Source organism: Deinococcus sp. NW-56 (assembly GCF_002953415.1).
In the GTDB taxonomy this organism is placed as follows: domain Bacteria; phylum Deinococcota; class Deinococci; order Deinococcales; family Deinococcaceae; genus Deinococcus.
This window is the reverse complement of sequence record NZ_CP026516.1, coordinates 1,116,128-1,138,521: the sequence shown is the minus strand read 5'-3', so window position 1 is coordinate 1,138,521 and position 22,394 is coordinate 1,116,128. Positions and strand designations below refer to the sequence as shown.

General features: G+C 71.3%; 21 protein-coding genes. 11 read left to right on the top strand and 10 right to left on the bottom strand.

Annotated features, from left to right (window positions below):
• Positions 1 to 14 precede the first annotated feature (14 nt).
• The 8 genes from C3K08_RS05760 to C3K08_RS05730 all read right to left on the bottom strand — a co-directional run bounded on the left by C3K08_RS05760 (position 15) and on the right by C3K08_RS05730 (position 8,063).
• On the bottom strand, positions 15 to 1,832 hold the full coding sequence (locus C3K08_RS05760; protein ID WP_104990440.1) for a diguanylate cyclase: 1,818 nt from the start codon (positions 1,830 to 1,832) through the stop codon (positions 15 to 17).
• A gap of 118 nt (positions 1,833 to 1,950) precedes the next feature.
• A complete protein-coding gene (gene trpA, locus C3K08_RS05755; RefSeq protein ID WP_104990439.1) occupies positions 1,951 to 2,751 on the bottom strand; it encodes a tryptophan synthase subunit alpha in 801 nt (266 codons plus the stop codon).
• Positions 2,748 to 4,025, bottom strand: coding sequence for a tryptophan synthase subunit beta (trpB, locus tag C3K08_RS05750; protein WP_104990438.1), 1,278 nt, complete (start codon positions 4,023 to 4,025; stop codon positions 2,748 to 2,750). The genes trpA and trpB overlap by 4 nt, the downstream gene beginning before the upstream one ends.
• Positions 4,026 to 4,082: 57 nt before the next feature.
• Positions 4,083 to 5,000, bottom strand: a complete 918-nt coding sequence (gene gluQRS / locus C3K08_RS05745; protein WP_104990437.1) for a tRNA glutamyl-Q(34) synthetase GluQRS — start codon at positions 4,998 to 5,000, stop codon at positions 4,083 to 4,085.
• A gap of 87 nt (positions 5,001 to 5,087) precedes the next feature.
• On the bottom strand, positions 5,088 to 5,792 hold the full coding sequence (locus C3K08_RS05740; RefSeq protein ID WP_104990436.1) for a hypothetical protein: 705 nt from the start codon (positions 5,790 to 5,792) through the stop codon (positions 5,088 to 5,090).
• A gap of 22 nt (positions 5,793 to 5,814) precedes the next feature.
• Entirely contained in the window at positions 5,815 to 6,483 is a 669-nt protein-coding gene (locus C3K08_RS17850) for a hypothetical protein (protein WP_158679855.1), read from the bottom strand.
• Positions 6,484 to 6,493: 10 nt separating this feature from the next.
• Positions 6,494 to 7,564, bottom strand: coding sequence for an MDR family oxidoreductase (locus tag C3K08_RS05735; RefSeq protein WP_104990435.1), 1,071 nt, complete (start codon positions 7,562 to 7,564; stop codon positions 6,494 to 6,496).
• 52 nt (positions 7,565 to 7,616) lie between these two features.
• Entirely contained in the window at positions 7,617 to 8,063 is a 447-nt protein-coding gene (locus C3K08_RS05730) for a hypothetical protein (RefSeq protein ID WP_104990434.1), read from the bottom strand.
• Between the two features lie 79 nt (positions 8,064 to 8,142).
• Between C3K08_RS05730 and C3K08_RS05725 the strand changes: the two genes are divergently transcribed.
• The 7 genes from C3K08_RS05725 (at position 8,143) to infB (ending at position 16,894) form a co-directional block, all read left to right on the top strand.
• The gene (locus tag C3K08_RS05725; RefSeq protein ID WP_234009187.1) at positions 8,143 to 9,312 is read left to right on the top strand and encodes an acyl-CoA dehydrogenase family protein; all 1,170 of its coding nucleotides are present in this window, start codon (positions 8,143 to 8,145) and stop codon (positions 9,310 to 9,312) included.
• Positions 9,313 to 9,318: 6 nt separating this feature from the next.
• Positions 9,319 to 11,538 carry a phospholipase D-like domain-containing protein gene (locus C3K08_RS18800; RefSeq protein WP_104990433.1) on the top strand — a complete coding sequence of 740 codons (2,220 nt, stop codon included), beginning with the start codon at positions 9,319 to 9,321 and terminating at the stop codon, positions 11,536 to 11,538.
• Between the two features lie 58 nt (positions 11,539 to 11,596).
• On the top strand, positions 11,597 to 12,733 hold the full coding sequence (locus C3K08_RS05715) for an LCP family protein (RefSeq protein WP_234009186.1): 1,137 nt from the start codon (positions 11,597 to 11,599) through the stop codon (positions 12,731 to 12,733).
• Positions 12,734 to 12,876: 143 nt separating this feature from the next.
• On the top strand, positions 12,877 to 13,344 hold the full coding sequence (gene rimP / locus C3K08_RS05710; protein WP_104990431.1) for a ribosome maturation factor RimP: 468 nt from the start codon (positions 12,877 to 12,879) through the stop codon (positions 13,342 to 13,344).
• 159 nt (positions 13,345 to 13,503) lie between these two features.
• Positions 13,504 to 14,685, top strand: a complete 1,182-nt coding sequence (gene nusA / locus C3K08_RS05705) for a transcription termination factor NusA (RefSeq protein WP_104990430.1) — start codon at positions 13,504 to 13,506, stop codon at positions 14,683 to 14,685.
• 7 nt (positions 14,686 to 14,692) lie between these two features.
• Positions 14,693 to 14,968 carry a YlxR family protein gene (locus C3K08_RS05700; protein ID WP_104990429.1) on the top strand — a complete coding sequence of 92 codons (276 nt, stop codon included), beginning with the start codon at positions 14,693 to 14,695 and terminating at the stop codon, positions 14,966 to 14,968.
• Between the two features lie 75 nt (positions 14,969 to 15,043).
• Entirely contained in the window at positions 15,044 to 16,894 is a 1,851-nt protein-coding gene (infB, locus tag C3K08_RS05695) for a translation initiation factor IF-2 (RefSeq protein ID WP_104990428.1), read from the top strand.
• A gap of 114 nt (positions 16,895 to 17,008) precedes the next feature.
• On the opposite strand, the gene C3K08_RS05690 is transcribed toward infB, so the two are convergent.
• Positions 17,009 to 17,557 (bottom strand): hypothetical protein, encoded by a 549-nt coding sequence (locus tag C3K08_RS05690; RefSeq protein ID WP_104990427.1) that lies wholly within the window; start codon positions 17,555 to 17,557, stop codon positions 17,009 to 17,011.
• Positions 17,558 to 17,726: 169 nt separating this feature from the next.
• Here C3K08_RS05690 and C3K08_RS05685 point away from each other — a divergent pair, with 169 nt between their 5' ends.
• The 4 genes from C3K08_RS05685 to C3K08_RS05670 all read left to right on the top strand — a co-directional run bounded on the left by C3K08_RS05685 (position 17,727) and on the right by C3K08_RS05670 (position 21,941).
• Positions 17,727 to 18,101: a hypothetical protein gene (locus C3K08_RS05685; protein WP_234009185.1), complete on the top strand. Its 375-nt coding sequence runs from the start codon at positions 17,727 to 17,729 to the stop codon at positions 18,099 to 18,101.
• A gap of 54 nt (positions 18,102 to 18,155) precedes the next feature.
• Complete coding sequence (gene secD / locus C3K08_RS05680; RefSeq protein ID WP_104990426.1) at positions 18,156 to 20,447, top strand: protein translocase subunit SecD; 2,292 nt, start codon at positions 18,156 to 18,158, stop codon at positions 20,445 to 20,447.
• Positions 20,448 to 20,568: 121 nt separating this feature from the next.
• Positions 20,569 to 21,051, top strand: coding sequence for a hypothetical protein (locus C3K08_RS05675; RefSeq protein ID WP_104990425.1), 483 nt, complete (start codon positions 20,569 to 20,571; stop codon positions 21,049 to 21,051).
• A gap of 95 nt (positions 21,052 to 21,146) precedes the next feature.
• Positions 21,147 to 21,941, top strand: a complete 795-nt coding sequence (locus C3K08_RS05670; protein WP_104990424.1) for an intradiol ring-cleavage dioxygenase — start codon at positions 21,147 to 21,149, stop codon at positions 21,939 to 21,941.
• 7 nt (positions 21,942 to 21,948) lie between these two features.
• Here C3K08_RS05670 and C3K08_RS05665 read toward each other — a convergent pair whose 3' ends face one another.
• Positions 21,949 to 22,317 carry a hypothetical protein gene (locus tag C3K08_RS05665; protein WP_104990423.1) on the bottom strand — a complete coding sequence of 123 codons (369 nt, stop codon included), beginning with the start codon at positions 22,315 to 22,317 and terminating at the stop codon, positions 21,949 to 21,951.
• Between the last annotated feature and the right edge of the window lie 77 nt (positions 22,318 to 22,394).

The following is a 22,394-nucleotide window of genomic DNA, read 5'->3' as shown; positions in this document are numbered from 1 at the left end:
GCCCTGGCTTGCTCTCAGTGCGCGAACATCCCAAGTGGACTGACATCCGCTCCCCGGGCGACCACGACCCGGTTCCGCCCCCCGGCCTTTGCCGCGTAGAGGGCCTCGTCCGCCACGCGGGGCAGGCCATCAGGGGCAGGAGCGTGAACTCCCAGCGTGGCGACTCCCAGCGAGACGGTGATCTGTCCCAGCGCCATCCCCGCGTGGCTGAGGCTCCAGCCCGCGACCGTCTCGCGCAGGCGCTCGGCGAGAGCCGCAGCGGCCTCCGTGTCCAGCCCCGGCAGCAGCAGGGTAAATTCCTCGCCGCCGGGCCGGGCGGGCACCGCGCCGGGGGGCGCGAGGTCACGCAGGGCGGCGCCGACGCGCACCAGGACGGCGTCTCCCGCCTCATGCCCGAAAGTGTCGTTGAAACGCTTGAAGTGGTCCACGTCGAGCGCGATCAGGGAGAGCGGCTCGCCCGTGGCGGCGTGTGCCCCGGCCGAGGCCAGCGCCTCTTCGAGGTGACGGCGGTTGAACAGCCCGGTGAGGGGATCGCGGATGGCCTGCTGGTGCAGCCGCTCCTGAAGGCGCAGCCCGGCGAGCGCGAGGGCCACCTGCCGCGCTGCGGCGGGCAGCGTTCCGCGCAGTTCGGGGGGCAGGGGTTGGCCCTCGGCTTCGGCCCGCACCCGCAGGATGCCCAGCGTCTCCCCGTGCGAGAAGAGGGGCACGCAGACGTACCCGCCCCCCCCCGGCCCGCTCGGGCAGGCGGGCGCGAAGCCCGAGTCCTGCGGCCAGCGGGTCTCGCCCCGGCGCAGCGCCCAGCAGCCGTCGGGAGCGCCGCCGGAGGCCGTCTCGCCCCCCCAGGTCAGCAGCGGCACGAGGAGGTTACGCGAGGCGTTGTGGGTGGCGAGCGAGCCGCGCGTGCCGGGCAGCAGGGTGGGCAGGGCACGGGCCAGAATCTGCCCACCTTCTTCCAGGCCCCGCGCCGCCTGCAACCAGTCGCTGAGGTCCCCCAATGCGGCCATCCGCGCGTTCTGGGTGGCCAGGTCGGCGGCGCGGCCCTGCGCCTCCTGCTGCGCGGCGCCGAGCTGCTCGCTCATGCGGTTGAAGGCGGCCGAGAGCGAGCGGACCTCCTGCGGTCCCCGGTCCGATAAGCGCACGCCCCCCTCGCCCCGCGCCAGCCGCTCGGCCGCGAGGCTGACCCGGCGGTAGCTGCGCGAGATCAGGGCCGCCGCGAGCAGGCCGCTGAGGACCGACAGGGCGATCACCGCGGTCCCGTATTCCAGCAGGGTGCGCCGCAGGTCCTGCAAGCGGGCCAGCGCCGCCGCCTCCTGCTCGCGCAGCCGGGTGCCCTCGGTGCGGGTAAAGGCGGCGGCCTCGGCCCGCACCGCGTCGATCAGGCGCTTGCCCGTGCCCCGCGCCACGAGCGCGGCCGCCTCCTGCGCCGAGCGCCCGCGCACCGCGATCTCGGGGCGGCCCACCCGGCTCTGCCAGCGTTCCAGCAGCGTCTCGATGCGGCTGATGCGGGCAAGCTGCGCCGGGCGGTCCGGGGTGGCCTGCGCGGCGGCCCCCTCGCGCAGGGTGCCCAGCACCTCCGGCAGGGCGGCGGTCGCCTGCCGGTAGGGCGCCAGGAAGGCGGACTGCCCGGTGATGACGTACCCCCGCACCCCCGTCTCCAGGTCGAGGGTCAGCCGCAGGGCCGCCTCCATGCGGGAGAGCTGCTCGCGCGAGTGTGCGGCCTCCGCCGTCGCCTGCGTGCGGGCGTCCACCGCCGCCGAGAGCTGCATGCCTGCCACCGCCAGCAGCATCCAGACCGGAAGCTGGGGCAGCAGAAGGAGGGGGGCCAGACGCATCGCCCTCCAGGGTAAGGGTCACCTCTTGCCGCCGTCTGACAGAAAGTCGACATGAACGCAGAAAAAAAGCGGCCCCCTCCCCTCGGCTTGCAGGAGGGAGCCGCCAGGACCGTGGTGATTACCGCCCGCACCCCGCCGCGATCTCGGCCGCGAGCGCCCCCACGTCCTGCCCGCCCTGCACCGCACCGATGAACGCGCTCCCCACGACCACCCCGTCCGCGACCGAGGCGACCTGACGGGCCGTCGCCGCGTCCTTCACGCCGAAGCCCACCGCCACGGGCACCCGCGCGTGCTGCCGGGCCAGCGCCAGCATCGCCGGAACCTCGGCCAGCGCCGACCCCTCCCGCGTCCCGGTGACCCCGGTGACCGACACCGCGTAAAGGAAGCCCGTGCAGGCCTCCGCCACCAGCTTGACCCGCTCGGGCGTGCTGGTCGGCGCGATCAGGAAGGTGACCGCCAGGCCGTGCTCGGCGGCGAGGTCGGCGATCTCGAGGTCCTGGTCGGGCGGAAGGTCGGGGAGGATCAGGCCGTCCACCCCCGCCTCCTGCGCGAGCCGCATGAACTCGCGCGGGCCGACGGCGTAGATGGGGTTCACGTAGGTCATCAGGGCGATGGGGGTGTCGTGCCGCGCCCGCAACTCGCGGATCAGCCCCAGTGTGCGCCGGGTGCTCGTGCCCCCCGCCAGCGCCTGCTCGGAGGCCCGCTGGATGGTGGGGCCGTCGCCCAGGGGATCGGAGTAGGGAATGCCGACTTCGAGGATGTCCGCGTGCGCGAGCAACGCGTCGGCCACCACCGGAAACTCGGCGGCGCTGGGAAACCCGCCCGTCATGAAGGGGATAAAGGCGGCGCGGTTCCCGGCCTGGGCGCGGGCAAACGCCGCGTGGAGGCGCTCCGCGCCCCTCGTCAGCGTGGCGGTCATGCCAGCACCTCCGCGATGAGTTGCTCGGGGTCCTTGTCCAGCAGGCCCGCGTCCCGTTCCTGTTCCAGCAGCCGCATCACCTCGGCCACGTCCTTGTCGCCGCGCCCGGAGAGGTTCACCACGATGATGCCCTCCGGCCCCAGCTCGGACGCGAGCTGCACCGCGTGGTAGATCGCGTGGGCGCTTTCCAGCGCGGGGATGATGCCCTCCAGCCGGGTCAGCAGTTGCAGGGCTTCGAGCGCCTGCGCGTCGGTGACGGGGACGTACTCGGCCACGCCGGTCTCGGAGTAGTGGCAGTGCTCTGGCCCGATGCCGGGGTAGTCCAGCCCCGCGCTGACCGAGTGCGGCGGGACGATCTGGCCTTCCGGGTCGTTGAGGAGGTACATCATCGAACCGTGCAGCACGCCGATGCGCCCGCCCGCGACCGACGCGGCGTGCTTGCCGCTCTCCACGCCCTCCCCGGCGGCCTCGGTGCCGATCAGGCGGGGACGCTCGGCTTCCGGTAGGTAGGCATACGGGGCGAAGATGCCGATGGCGTTGGAGCCGCCACCCACGCAGGCGACTACGGCGTCGGGGGCCGAGCGGCCCTCCAACTCGGAAAGCTGCACCTTGACCTCCTCCCCGATCACGGCCTGGAAGTCACGCACCATCGCCGGGTAGGGGTGCGGCCCCACCACGGAGCCCAGGATGTAGAAGGTGTCGCGGACGTTCGTGACCCAGTCGCGAATCGCCTCGTTGGTGGCGTCCTTGAGGGTCGCGGTGCCGGAGGTGACCTCGCGGACCTCGGCCCCCAGCAGGCGCATCCGGAAGACGTTGAGGGCCTGGCGGCGGATGTCCTCGGCGCCCATATACACGATGCATTCCAGGCCCAGCAGGGCGGCGGCGGTGGCCGAGGCGACCCCGTGCTGCCCGGCGCCCGTCTCCGCGATCACGCGCTTCTTGCCCATCCGCACGGCGAGGAGCGCCTGCGCGAGGCAGTTGTTGATCTTGTGGGCGCCCGTGTGGTTGAGGTCCTCGCGCTTGAGGTAGATCCTCGCCCCGCCCGCGTGCTCGGTCAGCCGCCGGGCGAGGTACAGCGGGCTGGGGCGGCCCACGAACTCGCGCAGCAGCCGCTCCAGCTCGTTCAGGAACCCAGGGTCCCCCTTGGCATCGAGGTAGGCCCGCTCCAGTTCGTCCAGGGCCGGGATCAGCGTCTCGGGAACATAGCGCCCACCGAAGCGCCCGAAGCGGCCCCGCGCGTCAGGCTGCGGGTAAGCCGGAAGACTCAAAGACATGATCCCCAGGGTAGACCGGCCCGCTCGGGTGCAGTTGGGGAAACTTAGACAACCGGTCTAAGTTTGTGACGGGAGCGACCATCCGGCCTTCTCCAATGTTCGCCGCCAGAGGGGGAGGAGGTCCCGCGCAGTCACCGTCTCCGGCACGTCCCAGCCCAGCGAACGGGCCAGCGTGGCGAGGACCCGCCCGGCTTCCTCACCTCCCTCGCGCAGCGCCTGCACGGGGGGCGCTCCACCCCGCTTGGCGAGGCGCTCGCCCCGGAAGTCGGTCATCAGGGGGACGTGAAGGTATCTCGGGGTGGGATAGCCCAGCGCCCCCTGCAACGCGACCTGCCGGGGGGTCGCGGGCCACAGATCCGCGCCCCGCAGCACGTCCGTCACCCCCATCGCCGCGTCGTCCACCACCACGGCGAGGTGATAGGCATAGACGCCGTCGCCCCGCCGCAGCACGAAGTCGCCCACCTCGCTGGGGAGGTGCTGGCAGAGCCTGTCCCCGGTGAGGGCATCCTGGGCACAGACGGTCAGGTGGGGAACACGCCAGCGCAGGGCGGCGGGGCGACCCGGACTGGGGGGATGCAGGCGGCAGAGGCCCGGATAGACCGGCTCGGTGCCGTGCGGTGCTCCCGCGCTCTCCTGAATCGCCTGAGCGATCTCCCGGCGGGTGCAGGTGCAGGGGTAGGTTTCGCCCGCCGCCGTGAGCCGGGCCAGGGCGTCCGCATACACGTCCAGCCGCTCCGACTGCACGTATTCGGCATCCCAGTCCAGCCCCAACCACTCCAGATCACGCCGGGTCACGTCGAAGGCCCAGGGCCGCACCCGTCCGGTGTCGAGGTCCTCGAACCGCAACAGGTGCCGCCCGCCGAGCGCCCGCGAGTGCAGCCACGCGAGCAGCGCCGTTCGGGCATTGCCCAGGTGCATCGCGCCCGTGGGGCTGGGGGCGAAGCGGCCCACGGGCGGCGCGGCGGATTCGGGCATGGGAAGAGGGTAGAGCATGGCCGGGGCAGGCCAAAAGGCGAGGGGGAGCAGACCTGCCGCTCCCCCCTCCCCTTCAGTCCGGGCCGGTCAGGACCCCGTGACCTGCTGCACCACTTCCTCGGGGGTGCGCCACAGCCGCTCGGTGTCGGCCACGGCCGAGAGGCGTCCGCCCGCGCTCGCGCCGCTCAGGCTGGCCCGAACATTGACCCCGAGTTCCAGAGCGTTCCAGCCGGGCTGCGCGATCACGTCCACCGTGACGGGCACGGCGGCCTGGACCCCGGCGAAGTCCTGCACGACCTGACCGCAGTCCACCGTGCCGCTCAGGCGGGTGGGGCGGTTGACGTACAGGTAGACGCGGCCCGAGAAGGTCCCCGACGCGAAGCTGGTGCGCTCGGCCTGCGCGGCGAAGACGGTCGCGGCCTGTGACCCCTGCGGAGTCAGGCCCAGGAAGGCGTAGCTGCCCGCCCCCGCCTCGCTGCTCAGGACGCTGCCCGTGCAGCCCAGCCCCGAGAGGGCCTCGCCAGGGGAGCGCAGCAGGGGCGTCAGGGCCGCTTCGCCCGGCAGCGGCAGGGTAAAGCGGCCGTCGGGGGCCACCGCCGCCCGCGCGAGCACCTGCCCGCCCGGCCCCGTCAGCGCGACGCTGCCCGTGCCCGACCAGCGCGAGATGTCCCCCGGAATCTGGGTGACCGGCTGCGCGGGTGCGGTGGGCGCCGCCCCCAGCGAGACGGTCCGGGGAGCGCAGCCCGCGAGCAGCAGGGCGGCAGGAAGCAGAAGGGGGGAGATGCGATTCATCATCGGAGTCTACAGCCCGTCTTCAGAATGGCAGCTGTGACCGGAGTTCTTCCAGAGTCACCCAGGTTTGCACAGGGGCAGAGGTGGCCCGCTCCGCATCGGCTTCCGCCGAGCTCAATGCTCCAGCAGAACCATCAATACTGATGACATTCCAACCCGGCTCAGCATTGATGGAGACATCAACTGGCAAATTGTATCCAACCAGGGAACAGCCGATGCGTCCCTGCAACGTTGTGGCGGTATCCACGTAGAGCCATGCGTTTGCGGAAACATTAACCGTAAAGTTCCTTGTAGACAGGGTGGCTGCCACCACACTACGGCTGCCTGCCATGTCCTGCGCTTGCAGGGCGAAGATCAGCTTGCCCTGAGCTTGACCATTGGAGCTCGTTAGGCTGACGTTACGGCAGTTCAAGAGGTTGAGCCCTTCAAGCAAGGTGCTGGCAACTGGCTGAGTTTTACCGGAAAGCTGGGCCGCAGAGGGCAGAGGAATGACAAAGGTACCGTCCGCATTGACAGCCACGCTTTGCAACGCTGGGCCGCTACTCTGGGGCGTAACGGTGCCAGGCCCGGACCAAGTCTGGATATCCCCCGTAATTTGTGTCTGGGTGGGCAGGGGTGCTCTTGAAGAGGTATTACATGATGCCAAAACAGTCGACAGCCCCAACAGCGCCAGACCTCCAAGTTTTCTCATGCCTGTCAGCCTAGTGCATCCCAGCTGACGGGAAGATGGGAAAATCGCGCCCGGCCTCATCTCCCCCTATCTCCCCCGGCGCGACCGCGATCACCGTGCGCCCGCGCACCTGCCCGGCCAGAATCTGCTCGGCCAGGGCGGGCACGTCCGAGAGGGGCCGCACCTGGGTCACGTCCGCGAGTCTGTCGGCGGGCAGGTCACGGGCCAGCCGCTCCCAGGCTGCGCGGCGCCTGGGGGTGGGGCAGGTCACCGAGTCAATGCCCAGCAGGCTCACCCCGCGCAGGATGAAGGGAAAAACGGTGGTCGGAAGGCTGCTCCCGCCCGCCAGCCCGCAGGCCGCGACCGCCCCGTGGGTGCGGGTGCCCGCGATGGCCCCGGCAAGGGTCTCGCCGCCCACCGAGTCCACGACCCCGGCCCAGCGTTCCTTTTCCAGGGGGCGCTTCTGGGCGGGCAGCTCGCCCCGGCCGATCACGTTCGCGGCGCCCAGCGAGCGCAGGTAGCCCTCCTCCTGCGTCCGCCCGGTGCTCGCCGTCACCGTGAACCCCGCCGCCGCGAGCAGCGCGACCGCCGTGCTGCCCACCCCGCCCGCCGCGCCCGTGACGAGGACCTCGCCCCGGTCCGGGGTCACCCCGTGCTCCTCCAGCGCCATCACTGCCAGCATCGCCGTGAAACCCGCCGTGCCCACGCTCATGGCCCAGTGGGCGTCCGTGCCGGGGGGCAGCGGCACCAGCCATTCGGAGCGGACGCGGGCGTACTCGGCATACCCGCCGTCCTGCCGCTCGCCGATGCCCCAGCCGGTCAGCAGGACGCCCTGACCGGGGGCATAGGTGCCCGTCTCGTCGGACACGACCTCGCCCGCCAGGTCGATGCCGGGGGTCATGGGGTAGGACTTCAGGACGCCTGGGCGACCGGCCACCGCCAGCCCATCTTTGTAGTTGAGGCTGGAGGAGGTTACCCGGACCACCGTGTCGCCGGGCGGCAGGTCGTCAGGGGTGAGGGTCTGGAACTCGGCGCGGACGCCCGCGTCGTCCTTGACGGCCCGCAGGGCACGAAAGGTGGCGGGAAGGGTGGGCTGGGACATGGAAGGCACCTCGGGAGTTGAAGTGCCCCAGGGTAACGCGGCGGCGGACGCCTCAGCGCACGTCCTCGAACTCGGTCACGGCCAGCGAGAGCGCGTCGGTCGTGGTGGCCTGGTACCCCGCCCACACCCGCCACAGGTCGGCCAGTGCCCGGCGGGCGGCCTCCAGCGCGGCCTGCACGCCCGGCGTGGGCTCGTCTCCCGAGGCGGCGAGGGCCACCGTGAGATGAAGCTTGGCCCCCAGGTAGCGGGTCTGCTCGCTGCGCGTGCCGTCGTAGACGTACACCACGTCGTCCCAGCCAGGCACGAAGGTTTCCCAGATCAGCCGGGTCACCGCCGCGTGGCTGCCCAGGCAGAGGGTCGCGGCGGGAAAGCCGCCGGGGGCCGTCAGGCTGCGCTCCTCGCAGTGGGCCGCCGCCAGACCGCTCACGTCGCGGTCCACGCTCGGCAGGAAGCGGGACAGGATGTCGGCGCGGGCCGCGTCGCGGGGGGATTGGGGCATAGTTCGGCCATTGTATTCTGTTTTGGGCGAACTGGGGAGGGGGGCATCTGGGAAAGCAGGATGCCCTACCCTGCGGGCCATGACGCCCCGATCTCCCCTGCTCGCCGATCTGGAAGCTGTGACCGCACAGGCAGAGGCGGCCATCCGTGCCCACATGGGCGCCTGCGAGGCGGCTGGGGACGTGACCCCGGAGGCGGGGGCCGCGCTGCGGGCGAGCGGGTACACCCGGCTGACCCTGCCGCGAGAGGCCGGAGGATTGGGAGCCACGCTGGAGGAGTACGCCGAGGCGCAGCGGCGCCTGGGGCAGGCAGGCGCCGCGCTCGCGCTGGTGCTGGCGATGCACACGCACGTGGTGGGGGCCGCCTTTCAGGGCCAGACCCTGCCCGAACCGATGCTGACCGCGCTGGCGGGGGCAAGCGTGGAGGGGCGGCTGGTGAACGCGCTGGCGAGCGAGCCGGAACTCGGCAGCCCGTCGCGCGGGGGCCTGCCGCGCACGGCGGCGGTGCCAGATGGGGACGGCTGGCGGGTCACCGGGCGCAAGACCTGGGCCACCGGAGCGCGGGTGCTGGGGCTGGCGGTGGTCAGCGCGGCCACCCCCGCCGGGGAGGTCGCCCGGCTGCTGGTGCCGCTGGACGCCCCCGGCGTGGCGGTCGAGCCGACCTGGGTGGGGGCGCTCGCCCTGCGCGGAAGCGGCAGCCATGACGTGACCTTTGACGGAGTGTGGGTGCCCGCCGAACACGTCGCCCCGCCGACCCCGGCCCATCCCGCGAGCAGCGCGTGGTTCTGGACGGCCCTCGCCGCGACGTATCTGGGCGTGGGCGACGCGGCGCTGGAGACGCTGACGGCCTACGCGCGGGAGCGGGTGCCCACCGCGCTGGGCGCCCCCATCGCCACCCTGCCGCGCGTGCAGGAGGCGGTGGGCCGCATGGCGGCAGACCTGACGGCCTCCCGCGCCCTGCTGGGGGAAGCGGCGCGGGCCTGGGACGCCGCGCCGGGGCCAGGGGCGGTGCCGCTGCTGGGCGCGGCGAAGGTCCACGCGACGAACGCGGCCGTCGCCGCCACCGACCTCGCGGTGCGGACGGCAGGTGGGGCGGCGCTGCTGCCCGCGCTGGGGCTCGAGCGCCTGCTGCGCGACGCGCGGGCCGGGCTGACCCACCCCCCGCCGACGAGGTGGGCTACGGCGGACTGGGGGCCGCGCGGCTGGGGGTGGAGGCGCGGCGGTAGGGCGGCGGCCTCTCCCCTATCCTGAACCTCCATGCGCCTGCTGCCCCGTCCTCCCAGCCCCACCCAGGGCGGACGGCTCGCGCTCGCCGCGCTGGCGGGGCTGGCGCTGGGGCTGCTGCTGGCTCGCGGCGTGCTGAGCGTGGTGCTGGCGCTGGTGCCGCCGGGGCAACCGCTGGTGCGGGCGCTGGTGGGCGGGCTGGGGGCACTCGTGAGCGTCACGCTGGGCTTCGGGCTGTCGGGGGCGCTCTCGGCGCGGGCGCTGCCGCTGGGGCGGCTGGGCCTCTCGCGGGGGCAAGCGCGGCTGCGGGCGGGGGCCGCGACGGGCACGACGGCGGGGCTGCTGATCGTGCCCGTCACCGGGGTGCTGGGGCTGGCGGGCATCTACCAGGGAGGCGGCCTGGGCGACGTGCTGGGCGGCCTGCAACTCGCGGGGGTGGTGGCCGCCGCCTGCGGGTTGTACGGCCTGATCTCGGGCGGGGTGCTGGGACTGCTCACCGTGCGGGCCGCCGTGGCGTGGCGTCCGGCGCTGGCGGGCCTGACCGGCTTCGGTGCGGCGGGGCTGGTGGGGGGCGGGGTGGTGGCCCTGCTTGGAGTGCCCAGCCTGCTCGACGGGGGCGGCTGGGCACTCCTGGGCTGGCTCACGGCCTTTCTGGTGGCCGCGCAGGTCGTGGGCGATCTCGCGGTCGCCGCCAGCATCCATGACGCCGCCGAGCACCCGGAGCGCGACGGGGCGGACCATCGGCAGGTCACCCTCACCCTCGCCGCGCTGGGGGTCACGCTGCTGGGGGTCTGGGGGGTCGCCGAGCAGGCCGTGTCCTTCGTGCAGTCGCGCCCCACCCGCGCCGAGCCGCTGGCGATTCCGGCAGCCTCCGGGCTGGAGTGCCCCGTGCCCACGGCTCCGCTCGAACGGGCGCTGTGGGAGGTCACCACGCGGGGCGGGCGGCCCGACCTCTCGTGCGGCAACCGGGTGCTGGGGCTGCTGCACACCCCAAACCCTGACCCCGCCTTCAGTGCTCAAGCGCCCACCCCCCACGGGGCCTACGACGTGCTCGCGGCGCAGATTGCCGGGGCGCGGCGCGAGGTGCTGTACGCGGTGATGGAATGGGCCGACGAACCCCGCCGGGGGCCGGGGGCCGTGCTGGCCGGGGGAGTGGCCGAGCTGTACCGCCGGGTGCAGGCCGACCCCGCCGCCTACCCGCAGGGGGTCACGGTGCGGGTCGCGCTGGGCAACTTTCCGGTCACCGCCAACCTCGAATGGGGGTCGCAGGTCTATGCGGCCATCCGCGACCTGCTGGACGCGGGCGTGCCCCTCGCGGACCCGGCGCGGGGCTGGCGGGTGGAGGTGGCGAACTACGCGGGCACCTTTCCCCACAGCCACGCCAAGCTGCTGGTCATAGACGGACGCGACCTCGTGGCGATGGGGTTCAACGTGGGACCGCTGCATTTTCCCGCCGAGCAGCCAGGGGGCGGCGACCTGCGCGACTTCGGGCTGCACGTGCGGGGGCCAGTGGCACGGGACGGCCTGAATGTGTTCGACGACCTATGGGTACGTTCCACCCGCGTCGAGTGCGACCCCGGCGTGACCGCGCGGCGGGTGCGCTCCTCGTGCCGGGCGGCGGGTCCCGCCCAGGCGACGCACCCGCAGGGCACCGCGACCTTTCCGCTGGTCCCCGTGGGGGAGGACCGCGCCTTCAGCCTCTACCGCCGCGAGGGCTTTCAGGCCGCCGACGCCGCGCAACTCGCGCTGATCGGGGCGGCCCGGCAGGAGATCGAGCTGCTGCACGTCAGCTTCAGCATGGGCCTGCGCTGCAACCTCGCGCTGCTCAACCCCCGGCTGTGCACCTACGAGGCGGACGCGCTGCCGTGGATGCGGGCGCTCGTCGCGGCGATGGAGCGCGGGGTGCGGGTGCGGGTCATGACGCACGAGCACAGCCTGCTGGGCCTGGAAAACCGCATCGGGCTGGCGGTGCTGCGCCGGGAACTGGCCGCGCGTGGCCTGTCAGACCGCTTCGAGGCCCGCTGGTACCCCGGCGCCCTGCACGCCAAGGTGATGCGGGTGGATGGACAGATGCTCGTCGTGGGCAGCCAGAACCTGCACTACTCGTCATGGACCCCGCGCGGCCTGAACGAGTACAGCGTCGCCACGTCGGAAGCGGCGGTCAATGCCGAGTTCGGGCGGGCCTTCACGCACTTCTGGGGGCAGGCACAGCCCGCGACCCTCCCCGGCTGGCTGGAGGCGGTGGGCCGCTGAACGCGGGCGGCGCGGCTGCGACGTTGCCCCTCATCTTCTGCGCCGCTACACTCGCCGCGTGCGCCGCACCCTCCTTTCCCTGCTCGTCGTGCTGGCGGGCCTCGTCGCCCTCGCGGCCCCCGCCGCGCCCGCCCTGTCCCGCTACGGCGCCCTGCCCCGTACGGCGGACGGTCCCCTGAACATCCTGCTCGCCGGGGTGGACGTGGAATATGACGACTCGGCGGGCGTGTGGCCCTACCCGCCCAAACCGGAGGATTTCCTGGGGCGCACCGACACCATCGTGCTCGCGCAGGTGCACCCCGACGGGCAGACCGACCTGCTGAGCATTCCGCGCGACACCTGGGTGAACGTGCCCGGCTGGGGCCTGAGCAAGATCAACGCCGCCAACCGCCACGGCGGGCCGGAGGTACTCGCGGCCACCGTGCAGGAGCTGACCGGGGTGCGGGTGGACTCCTACGTGCTGCTCTCGCTGGGGGCGGTGCGGGCCTTGACCGACGCGGCGGGCGGGGTCACGGTGGACGTGGGCCAGCGCATGAAGTACGACGACAACGCGGGCAAGCTCCACATCGACCTGCAACCGGGGCGGCAGCGCCTGAGCGGCGAGCAGGCCGAGGGCTTTCTGCGCTTCCGCAAGGACAACCTGGGGGACATCGGCCGGGTGCAGCGCCAGCAGGCTTTCCTCACGGCGCTGGTGAACCAGACCCGCAATCCACTGAACTGGTGGCGGCTGCCGCGCATGGTGGGCGCCATGCACGAGCACACCCGCTCGGACCTCTCGCGCGGCGAGGTGGGGGCGCTGCTGGGGGCGGCGCTGCGTGGTCCGCGCGTGCAGAGCCACACCGTTCCCGGCGACTACGGGGCGGGCGGCACCTGGATCGCGGACCGGGCGGCCCTGGCCGAACTGGTGCGCCAACACTTCCGCGACCCGAACGACCCGCGCTCGCTCTCGGTGGCCGTGCTCAACGTGGGCGCCCCCGACGGCAGCGCGGCCCGGATGCAGGCGCGGCTGCGCGGGCTGGGCTACGCCGACGTGACCATCGCCAACGGCCCGCGCCAGGAAGGTCCCACCACCCTCAGTGGCGAGCGGGCCGCCGCCGTGCAGCGCGACGTGGGTTTCGGGCAGGTCACCGCCGAGCCGGGGGTGGCGGGGGCGGACGTGACCGTGCGGCTGGGAAGCGATACTCCGGCGAACTGACCCCTTTGTGACCCCCGTTCAGGCCCCTGACCGCTCTTGCGGTATACTGGCCCCCAGAAATCCTCGAAAGCGAGGTGGGTTCTGCACCCACCTTTTTTCGTGGAGGGGGTGGTGACCGGCCCCGGAGAAGAGGGGCCTACAATATGAATAGCAACGCGAACAACAATTCAGACCAGCTTCACCGCCTCGCGGACGGCGTCCTGCGCCCGCTGGGGTACGAGGTGCTGGACGTGCAGGTGCAGAATCCGGGGCGGCGGCCCATCGTGGTGATCCGGATGGACCGCCTCGACGAGCAGCCCGTCACGGTCGAGAATCTGGAGCAGGCCAGCCGCACGGTCGGGGCCGAGTTCGACCGCGCCGACCCCATCTCGGGCGAGTACCGCCTCGAACTCGAATCGCCGGGGGCCAAGCGGCCGCTGACGCGGGCACGGCACTTCGAGCGCATGGTGGGCCTCAAGGCCCGCGTGCGAAACGGCGAACACTCCTTTACCGCCCCCATCAAGGGCGTCGAGGGCGAGCAGGTCACCTTCGACGTGGCGGGCGAGGACGTGACGCTCACGGTGGGGAGCTTTCAGGGCAACCTCGCCGAGTTCCCGGACCGGCACCGCTAACAAGCCTTCCGGTTGGAAGGTGTCCCCGACACCTGAAAACCCGACCGAAGGGAGTAGGAACGAGGACGGATTTCGGGAGATGGATGAACAGTCGCTGCTGTTCTGGCTGTTCAGGAAGCGGACGGAATCCGTATAAAACTCAATACAGGAGGACTTGGGATGACCCAGCCCGAATTCAATTTCGCCGACGCGCTGCGTGAAGTCGCGCAGCAACGCAACATCAACGAGATGCAACTGATCGAGGCCTTCGAGCAGTCGCTCGCGCAGGCCTACGTCCGCAACGTGGAACCCGACCGCCGGGTCGAAGTGCACCTCGACCCCGTCAGCGGGGAACTCGAAGTGCTCGTCGTCCGCGAGGTCGTCGAGAAGGTCGAGGACGAGAACCTCCAGATCAGCCTCGCGGACGCGCTCGAACTCGATCCCGGCGTCGAGGTCGGCATGGAGATGGAGTTTCCGGTGGACCGCGAGAAGTTCTCCCGGATCGCCCTGCAAGCCGCCAAGCAGACCCTGACCCAGAAGATGCGCGAGACCGAGCGCAACGTGGTCTACAACGAGTACAAGGACCGCGAGGGCCAGGTGCTCACCGCGCAGGTCGTGAGAAGCGACAACAAGGGCAACTGGTTTGTCGAACTCGGCGCTGGAGAAGCCATCCTGCCCCCCCGCGAGCAGATTCCCGGCGAGAAGCTGACCCCCGGCAACCGGGTCAAGATCTACCTCAAGGAGGTCCGCAAGACCCCCAAGGGGCCGACCATCCTGGCGAGCCGGGCCGACGAGCACCTGCTGGAGTACCTGCTGCGGCAGGAGATTCCCGAAGTCGCCAACGGCATCGTGGAGATCAAGGCGATCGCGCGGGAGGCGGGGCAGCGCTCCAAGGTGGCGGTGTTCTCGCACAACCCCAACGTGGACCCCATCGGCGCGTGCATCGGGCACCGAGGCAACCGCATCCAGGCCGTGACCGGCGAACTCGGCCGCGAGCGCGTGGACGTGATTCTGTGGGACCCCAACGCCCGCGAGTTCATCCGCAACGCGCTCTCGCCCGCCAAGGTCGGCCCCATCGAGATCGAGGAGAACGAGGCCACCGTCACCGTGATGCCTGACCAGCTCTCGCTCGCGATTGGCAAGGGCGGCCAGAACGTCCGGCTCGCGGCCAAGCTGACCGGGCACAAGATCGACCTGCGCGAGACCGCCGCCGTTTCCGACCTCGACGCGGCGATGCAGCAGGCGATGCAGGAAGAGCAGACGGGCGCGGGCAGCCGCTCGGGCGCCGCGTCCGCCTTCGACGCGCTGTTCAAGGACAGCAAGTCGGTGGCGACCGCCAGTCCGGACGACCAGGCGGAGTGACCCCACGGTGACCGCCTCCTCCCCCACCGCCCACGTTCCCGAGCGCACCTGCGTGGCCTGCCGCACGAAGCGGCCCCAGGCCGAGCTGCTGCGCGTGAGCCGGGACGCGGCGGGCGGGTGGCAGGTGGCTCCCGGTGCTCAGAAGGGCCGCACCGGACGCGGCGCCTACGTGTGCGCCGACTCGCCGGGGTGCTGGGCCGAGAAGCGGCTGCGCCGGACCTTCCGGGGAGACGCCCCGGCGGTGAGCGCGGCGCTGCACGCGTCCTCCGCTGCCCCAGCTTAAGGGCACAGGCCCCAGACCGACCATGACAACCTGAACCCCCTGCCTGCCACGGCGCAGGCCTCACCGGAGGTGAGCATGTCGAAAGTTCGTATCTATACCCTCGCCAAGGATCTGGGCGTGGACAACCACAAGATGCTGGAGATCCTCGACGGCCTCGGCGTGTCGTACAAGAGCGTGAGCAGCACCATCGAGGAAGACACCGTCGAGCTGATCAAGCAGATTCTGGCCGATGAAGCTGGGGACGGCGCGGCAACCCCCGCCGAAGCCACCCCGGACCTCACCGAGGGGGCGGCCCCGCCCCGAACGGCGGCCCAGGCTCAGGGCGAGACGCCCGAGGCGGCTCCCAGCCAGAGTGCCTCCCCGGCCCCCAGCGCCACGGCGACCGCCGAGCGCGAGCCCGAAGCGGCCCCCGCCGCCCCTGAAGTGCCCCACCGCGCCCCGGTGGTCACGATCATGGGGCACGTCGACCACGGCAAGACCTCCTTGCTCGACTACATCCGCAAGACGAAGGTTGCCGCCAAGGAAGCGGGCGGCATCACCCAGCATGTCGGTGCCTTCGAGGCGCAGACCAGCAAGGGCCGCATCGTCTTTATCGACACGCCGGGCCACGAGGCGTTCACGACCATCCGCGCCCGTGGGGCGAACGTCGCGGACATCGCCATCATCGTGATCGCCGCCGACGACTCGCTGATGCCGCAGACCCGCGAGGCCATCGCGCACGCGCAGGCCGCCAAGGTCCCCATGATCGTGGCGATCAACAAGGTGGACCTGCCGCAGGCCGACCCCGAGCGGGTCAAGACCGACCTCACCCAGCTCAACCTCGTGCCGGAAGAGTACGGCGGTGATCTGGTCGTCGTGCCCGTCAGCGCCAAGACGGGCGAGGGCGTCGAGGACCTGCTGGAGTACATCAGCCTGACGGCCGAACTCGAGGACCTGCGGGCCGATCCCAAGGCCCCCTTCTCGGGCGTCATCATCGAGAGCCGGGTGGACCGTCAGGCGGGCGTGCTCGCCACCGTGATGGTGCAGCAGGGCACCCTGCGCGTCGGGGATTTCCTGGTCGTCGGCGAGGGCTACGGCAAGATCAAGGCGATGACGGACTCGGCGGGTGGGCGCCTCAAGGAGGCTGGCCCCAGCACCCCGGTGCAGATCCTGGGCTTCTCCGAGGCCCCGGCCAGCGGCGAGACGGTCCTGAGCGCCAAGAACGAGCACGCCGCCCGTGAAGTCATCGCGCAGCGGGCCAGTGACCGCCGCGACGCGGAGAACGCCCGCGAGCGCCGCCGCCTGACCCTCGAGGAGATGATGGGCGAACTCGGGGAGACGCGCACCGTCAACCTGATCCTGCGGGCCGACACCCAGGGCAGCGTGGAAGCGATCCAGGGCATCCTGGCCCGCAAGGAGAGCGAGGACGTCAAGCTCAACGTCATGCTCGCCGGAATCGGGGCGCCCACGGAAGGCGACGTGCTGCTCGCCTCGACCGCCGACGCGACCATCCTGTGCTTCAGCGTGACGCCCTCGGGCGGCGTGAAGAAGGTCGCCGAGTCCAAGGGCATCGAGATCAAGTCCTTCCGGATCATCTACGAACTCATTGACGAGGTCGACCGCCTGATCAAGGGCAACCTCGACCCCGTCTTCGAGGAGCGTTACCTGGGCCGCGCCGAGGTCCGCATGGTCATCCGGCACCCCAAGAGCGGCAACATCGCCGGGTCCTACGTGACCGATGGGATGCTGCGCCGCAACGCCAAGGCCAAGGTCACGCGCGGCAAGCAGGTCGTCTACGAGGGCACCCTGGTGGGCCTCAAGCGTTTCAAGGACGACGTGCGCGAGGTGCAGACCGGCTACGAGTGCGGCATTAACCTGGACTGGGACGGCGTGGAAATCGGCGACATCATCGAGGCCAGCGAGATGGTGGAAGTCGAGCAGGCGTAAGCCAGCGCTGAGCCATCCGCATTCAGCAAGAGAGGGGCGGTTTCCCGGTGGGGGCCGCCCCTCTCCGTTGTTGTGGTCCTTCTCAGGGCCTAAAGGCCACGGTGGGCGGAAAGGTCAGGTGCCCATCTCGGCCGCGCCCACCTCTTCCTGCGCGGGAGCACTGCCTTGGTCCTGTCCACCGAAGCTGCCGCGCTCGCCGCCGTGGTGCCCGAAGTCGCGGCCGAACCCGCGCCCACCGGGGCCGTGCTCATGGTCCCCGCGCCCGAATCCGCCCCGGCCGAAGCCGAAGCGCAGCGGATCGTTCTGCATCCGCTCCTTGATCCGAGCGGCCTGCTCGGCGGACAGGTCGCCCGCTCCCACCGCCTGATCTACGGTGGCGCTCCCTGCCGACAGGGCCGCTGCCTTCAGGCGCTCCACGGTCACGCCGAGCGCGGCAGCGAGCTTCTGGAGGAACACGTCGGCGTAGTTGGTGACGGTGGAGGGCGACGGGTTCGGGGACGGCTGAGTCTGACTGGTGCCCGGCTGGCTGGGCTGCACCCGCTGGGGGGTCTGGGAAGAAGAGGGCTGGGCAGAGGGAGTCGTGCTGCTCGCCGCCAGCACGAGGCCAGCGGTCAGGGGTACGGCGGCGAGGGCAAAGAGGGTCTGGCGGCCTGGCTTGCTCATGGGATCACTCCTGGGTGGACGCGGCCCGGCGACCTTCGCCGGGACAGGCGCAGGGTGAGCCGGGACGGTTAAGTGGGCGCTAGAGGAAGAAGGCACCTCGACCCGTTTCTTCATCAACCCTTTGCTATCCTCCGGAGCACTGCGCGGCCGTCCGCGCTTCCCACCTGCCATGCCCCAGCCCCACGAACCCCGCCCCAACTTGCCGCCCCTGACCGGGTGGGCGGCGAGGCTGCGGGCCTGGCCGGGGCTGCTGACCCTGCTCTCGGTGCTGGCGGTGCTGCTGGGCCAGCAGGCCCCGGTCCCGGCGGAGGGCACCTCCGGCCCGCGTGTGGCGGCGGCTCCGGTCGCCCCGGCGCTGCCCGAGTTGCGGCCCGCGCCCGCTCCGGCTCCGGCGTGGCCGAATCTGCTCGCGGGGACTCCCCCCGCGCCGCTGTGGACCCCACCGCAGGCCCGGCGCCGCGCGGCTCCCCTACCGGTTTGGACGGCGCCCACCCTGTCTCCCAGCCTCGCACTGCTGGGTCGGCGGCAGACCGACGGGGGCTGAGGGAAAGGTGGCCGCCTTCGCCCCTCCATCCTTCCCCCGTGCAGGAGTTTTTCCGTGACCTATTCCAACCCCAACCGCAACCGGCGGCCCCCGCCCCGGCGCCCGGCGCCGACGGCCAGCAAGCCCAACCCCTGGACCGCGCTGCTCCTGGTGCTGACCCTGCTGGGCGGCCTGCTGTACATCTGGCGCCCCTGGGAGCACACCAAGAACCTCTGGACCCTCTGGGACGACAACTACCAGTTCATGACGCTGGGCCTCGACCTCAAGGGCGGCCTGCGCATCGAACTCGCGCCGGAAAACCCCAACGCCACCCGCGAGGAACTCGACCGGGTCAAGACCGTCATCGAGAACCGCATCAACGCGCTGGGCGTGGCCGAACCGACCGTCACGGTGGCGGGCGGCAAGCGCGTGGTGGTCGAGATTCCGGGGGCGACCCCCGCCGTGCAGCAGCGGGCGCGGGACATCATCGGACAGACGGCGCGGCTGGAGTTCCGCATCGTGCAGGACGGGGCGCAGCCTGACCCGGCCCTCGCGCAGCAGAAGCCCGCGACGGGTGGCTACACCCTCGAAGACCTCGGCCCAGTGCAGGCGACAGGCGAGGTCATCGACAACGCGCAGTCCACCACCGACCCCAACGGGCGGGGTTGGGTCGTGACCTTCCAGAACACCGAAGAGGGCGCGAAGAAGTTCGGGGAGTTCACCGGCCAGAACGTCGGCAAGCTGATGGCGGTGGTGCTGGACGACCAGATTCAGTCGGTCGCCACCATCCAGCAGCGCCTCTTCCGCGACGTGCAGATCACCGGGGACTTCGACGCCGAGGAAGCCAGCCAACTCGCACTGGTGCTGCAATCGGGGGCGCTGCCCATCGAGATCAAGACCGAGGCCGAACGCGCCATCGGGCCGACGCTGGGCGCGGACGCGATTCGCAGCGGCGCCATCGCCTCGGCGGTGGGCATCGTGCTGGTGTTCGCCATGCTGTTCCTGTACTACGGCTTCTGGTTCGGGCTGGTGGGCGCCCTGGGCCTGCTGTTCTCGGCCATCGTGATTCTGGGGGCGCTGGGCGGCTTCGGGGTCACCCTGACGCTGCCGGGCATCGCCGGACTGGTCCTCACCATCGGCGGCGCGGTCGATGGCAACGTGGTGTCGTTCGAGCGCATCAAGGAAGAGATGCGCCGGGGCAAGGGCATCCGCAACGCCATCGGCGCCGGGTACGAGCAGTCCACGGTCGCCATTCTCGACGTGAACGCCGCGCAGATCCTCTCGGCGCTGGCCCTCTACAACTACTCGACGGGCGCCGTGAAGGGCTTTGCCGTCACCCTGATTATCGGTGTGGTCATCTCGACCTTCTCGAACCTCGTGTTCGCCAAGTGGTTCATGCAGTGGCTCGCGCAGCGGAAGCCGAACATCTCCGCGCCCACCCGCATTGGCAAGACGAACATCCAGTTCATGAAGGCCGCGCCGATCGTGACCACCCTCAGCGTGCTGCTGGCACTGGGCGGCGGGCTGATGCTGGCGACCAAGGGCCTGAACTACGGGGTGGACTTCACCTCCGGGACCACCCTGACCGTCCGCACGGCGGCGAACACCTCGACCGAGCAGGTGCGCGGGGTGGTGGCGGGCGCGGGGCTGGAGAAAGTGAACGCCCAGAACGCGACCATTCAGCGGGAGCTGACGCCCGTGGCCGGGGGCGTGCAGTACAGCGTGAAGGTGCCGGAACTGACCGCTCCCGAGGCCGACCAGCTCACGGCCGCCATCGGCGAGCTGCCGGGCGGTCAGGTGCTGGCCCGCGAGACGGTCGGCCCCGCCGTGGGGCAGGAACTCACCCGCAACACCGCGCTCGCCGCGCTGCTGGGGCTGGGACTGATCCTGGTGTACGTGGGCTTCCGCTTCGACTTCACGATGGGGCTGGGCAGCGTGGTGGCCGCGATCCACGACGTGGCGATCGCGATGGGCCTCTTCAGCCTGCTGGGGCTGGAATTCACGGTGGGGACGGTGGCGGCGCTGCTGACCCTGATCGGCTACTCGCTGAACGACTCGATCATCATCTCCGACCGCATCCGCGAGAACCTGCGCCTGATGCGTGGGGCGAGTTACCGCGAGATCGTGAACACCTCCATCAACCAGACGCTCTCGCGCACGGTGATGACCTCCATCAGCGCCATGCTGCCGCTCGTCAGCCTGCTGGTGCTGGGCGGGCCGGTGCTGCGCGACTTCGCGCTGATCCTGCTCGTCGGGATTCTGGTGGGCACCTACTCCTCGATCTACATCGTGGCCCCGATGGTCGTGTGGCTCGAAGAGTGGCAGGCCCGGCGCCGCAAGAAGACCAGCCAGCCCGCCGGGGCGTAAGCACCTCACCCTTCCAGTCCGCCGGGGGCGGCCTTCCAAGGGGGGCCGCCCCTCGGCTGTGGGGACGCGGCGACGGCTCTCGCCCCCCGCGCCCCCACCAAGCCTGTACCTTGAGAGCACCATGAAACGACTACTCTGGGTCGCCGCCCTGCTCACGGCGCAGCACGCTTCTGCACAGACCGCACCGGCGGCGCCCGTCACGCCGGGCACGTTGAGCGGGTATGTCGGCCAGGTCAGCAGCCTGGTGTTCGAGGCGCGGACCGAACTGGCACGGGCGGTCACGGGAACGCGGCGGGCCGAGGCGTGTCAGTTCATGCCCAGGAAGGTCCAGACGCTGCTGGACCGGGGAAACGAACTGGTGACGGGTCAGCGGAACGTGTACACGGCCAGCGCGACGCCGACCAACGCCAGCCTGTACCTCGCCGCCTCGCAGGCCCGGAGTGCGCTGCTCTCCATCCAGGAGGGCGTGAACGCGGCCTGCACCCATGCCCGCGAACCGCTGGCGGCGTCGGTCGCCTCGCTGGCGCTCAAGGTGGCGCAATTGGAGGTGGAGCTGGCCTTCGGGGAACTGGGCAAGGCGGCGGATGCATCTGGGGGCAAGTAGACAGGGGCTCCGCCGCGTGGTGACCGCCCCGTCCCCTCCAACGCCCCTTTAACCGCCTGGCCCTACGCTGAAGGCACCTTTCAAGGAGGTGCCCTATGAATCCCCACCCTCAGCACCCGGACAGCGACAACGACGACGAGATGGTCGGCACCCTGCTGGACCGGAGGCGTGCTCTGCGGCTGCTGGGTCTGGGCGGCGGCGCGGCGGCCCTCGCGGCGGGTGGAGTCCTGGCCCAGCGGGGCGCTCCTCCCGGCGGCGCGGGAGGCACCAGCGCGGGCACGAGCGGCGTGACCGGGCTGCCCGGCTGCGTGGTCCGCCCCGCGATGACCGAGGGACCGTACTACGTGGACGAGGGCCTCCGACGCGGCGACATTCGCCGGGACACCACGACCGGGAAGGTCAGCGAGGGCGTACCGCTGACGCTGGAGTTCGTGACCTCGCGGGTGGCGGTCGGAAGCTGCCAGCCCCGCGCGAACGTGCTGATCGACGTGTGGCAGTGCGACGCCCTGGGCGTCTATTCCGACGTGCAGGGCAACACCGGGGACTTTCTGCGCGGTGCCCAGGTCACGAACGCGCGGGGCCGGGCCACCTTCACCACCGTCTATCCGGGGTGGTATCCGGGCCGGGCGGTGCACCTCCACTTCAAGCTGCGGCCCCTGAACGCGGCGGGCCGGGTGACGGGCGAGTTCACCTCCCAGCTCTTCTTTCCCGAGGAGGTCACCGACCGCGTCCATGCCCGCGCTCCTTACAGCCGGAAGGGCAGGCGCAACACGCTCAACGCCAATGACGGGATCTACCGCAACGGCGGGAATCAGTTGCTGCTGAGCCTGGTCGGCAGCCCGGAGAAGGGCTACCGGGCGACCTTCGACGTGGGGCTGAATATCGGCTGAGCCGGAGTCAGAGCCGCTCCGCCACCCGCTCCATCAGCTCGTCCAGCGTCGTGACGGCCCGCAATTCGGAGGCCGGAAGCCACTCGCCCAGGGTGCCGTCCGGCCTCAGCTCGTAGACGACCGGAAGAGGCACCCCGCGCAGACCGAACTCGACGGCCAGTTCGTCGCGGTGCAGGAAGCGGACCTCGCGCCGCAGCCCGCGCAGAAACTCGCGCCACTCGCGCCGCATGCCCAGCGGGCCGTAGGTCACCGCGCACAGCGAGCAGGCGTAGGTCTGCGGCGAGACGGTCTTGTGCCACAGGTCCTTGAGCCCATTCACCACGCCGCCGTCGGCGTTGTAGACGAAAATCAGGGGTGGAGAGAAGGCGTCGGCCATGCCCCAGGGTAGGCCCGCCCCCCCCCGACCGGAAGGCAGGAACGGCTTCAGATCACCGGGGGACGCCCGGCCCTCCC

What these genes read in the sequence shown, in the direction of transcription:
- C3K08_RS05760 (WP_104990440.1), bottom strand. Translation starts at nt 1,832, where the DNA reads ATGCGTCTGGCCCCCCTCCTTCTGCTGCCCCAGCTTCCGGTCTGGATG.
- trpA (WP_104990439.1), bottom strand. Translation starts at nt 2,751, where the DNA reads ATGACCGCCACGCTGACGAGGGGCGCGGAGCGCCTCCACGCGGCGTTT.
- trpB (WP_104990438.1), bottom strand. Translation starts at nt 4,025, where the DNA reads ATGTCTTTGAGTCTTCCGGCTTACCCGCAGCCTGACGCGCGGGGCCGC.
- gluQRS (WP_104990437.1), bottom strand. Translation starts at nt 5,000, where the DNA reads ATGCCCGAATCCGCCGCGCCGCCCGTGGGCCGCTTCGCCCCCAGCCCC.
- C3K08_RS05740 (WP_104990436.1), bottom strand. Translation starts at nt 5,792, where the DNA reads ATGAATCGCATCTCCCCCCTTCTGCTTCCTGCCGCCCTGCTGCTCGCG.
- C3K08_RS17850 (WP_158679855.1), bottom strand. Translation starts at nt 6,483, where the DNA reads ATGAGAAAACTTGGAGGTCTGGCGCTGTTGGGGCTGTCGACTGTTTTG.
- C3K08_RS05735 (WP_104990435.1), bottom strand. Translation starts at nt 7,564, where the DNA reads ATGTCCCAGCCCACCCTTCCCGCCACCTTTCGTGCCCTGCGGGCCGTC.
- C3K08_RS05730 (WP_104990434.1), bottom strand. Translation starts at nt 8,063, where the DNA reads ATGCCCCAATCCCCCCGCGACGCGGCCCGCGCCGACATCCTGTCCCGC.
- C3K08_RS05725 (WP_234009187.1), top strand. Translation starts at nt 8,143, where the DNA reads ATGACGCCCCGATCTCCCCTGCTCGCCGATCTGGAAGCTGTGACCGCA.
- C3K08_RS18800 (WP_104990433.1), top strand. Translation starts at nt 9,319, where the DNA reads ATGCGCCTGCTGCCCCGTCCTCCCAGCCCCACCCAGGGCGGACGGCTC.
- rimP (WP_104990431.1), top strand. Translation starts at nt 12,877, where the DNA reads ATGAATAGCAACGCGAACAACAATTCAGACCAGCTTCACCGCCTCGCG.
- nusA (WP_104990430.1), top strand. Translation starts at nt 13,504, where the DNA reads ATGACCCAGCCCGAATTCAATTTCGCCGACGCGCTGCGTGAAGTCGCG.
- infB (WP_104990428.1), top strand. Translation starts at nt 15,044, where the DNA reads ATGTCGAAAGTTCGTATCTATACCCTCGCCAAGGATCTGGGCGTGGAC.
- C3K08_RS05690 (WP_104990427.1), bottom strand. Translation starts at nt 17,557, where the DNA reads ATGAGCAAGCCAGGCCGCCAGACCCTCTTTGCCCTCGCCGCCGTACCC.
- C3K08_RS05685 (WP_234009185.1), top strand. Translation starts at nt 17,727, where the DNA reads ATGCCCCAGCCCCACGAACCCCGCCCCAACTTGCCGCCCCTGACCGGG.
- C3K08_RS05675 (WP_104990425.1), top strand. Translation starts at nt 20,569, where the DNA reads ATGAAACGACTACTCTGGGTCGCCGCCCTGCTCACGGCGCAGCACGCT.
- C3K08_RS05670 (WP_104990424.1), top strand. Translation starts at nt 21,147, where the DNA reads ATGAATCCCCACCCTCAGCACCCGGACAGCGACAACGACGACGAGATG.
- C3K08_RS05665 (WP_104990423.1), bottom strand. Translation starts at nt 22,317, where the DNA reads ATGGCCGACGCCTTCTCTCCACCCCTGATTTTCGTCTACAACGCCGAC.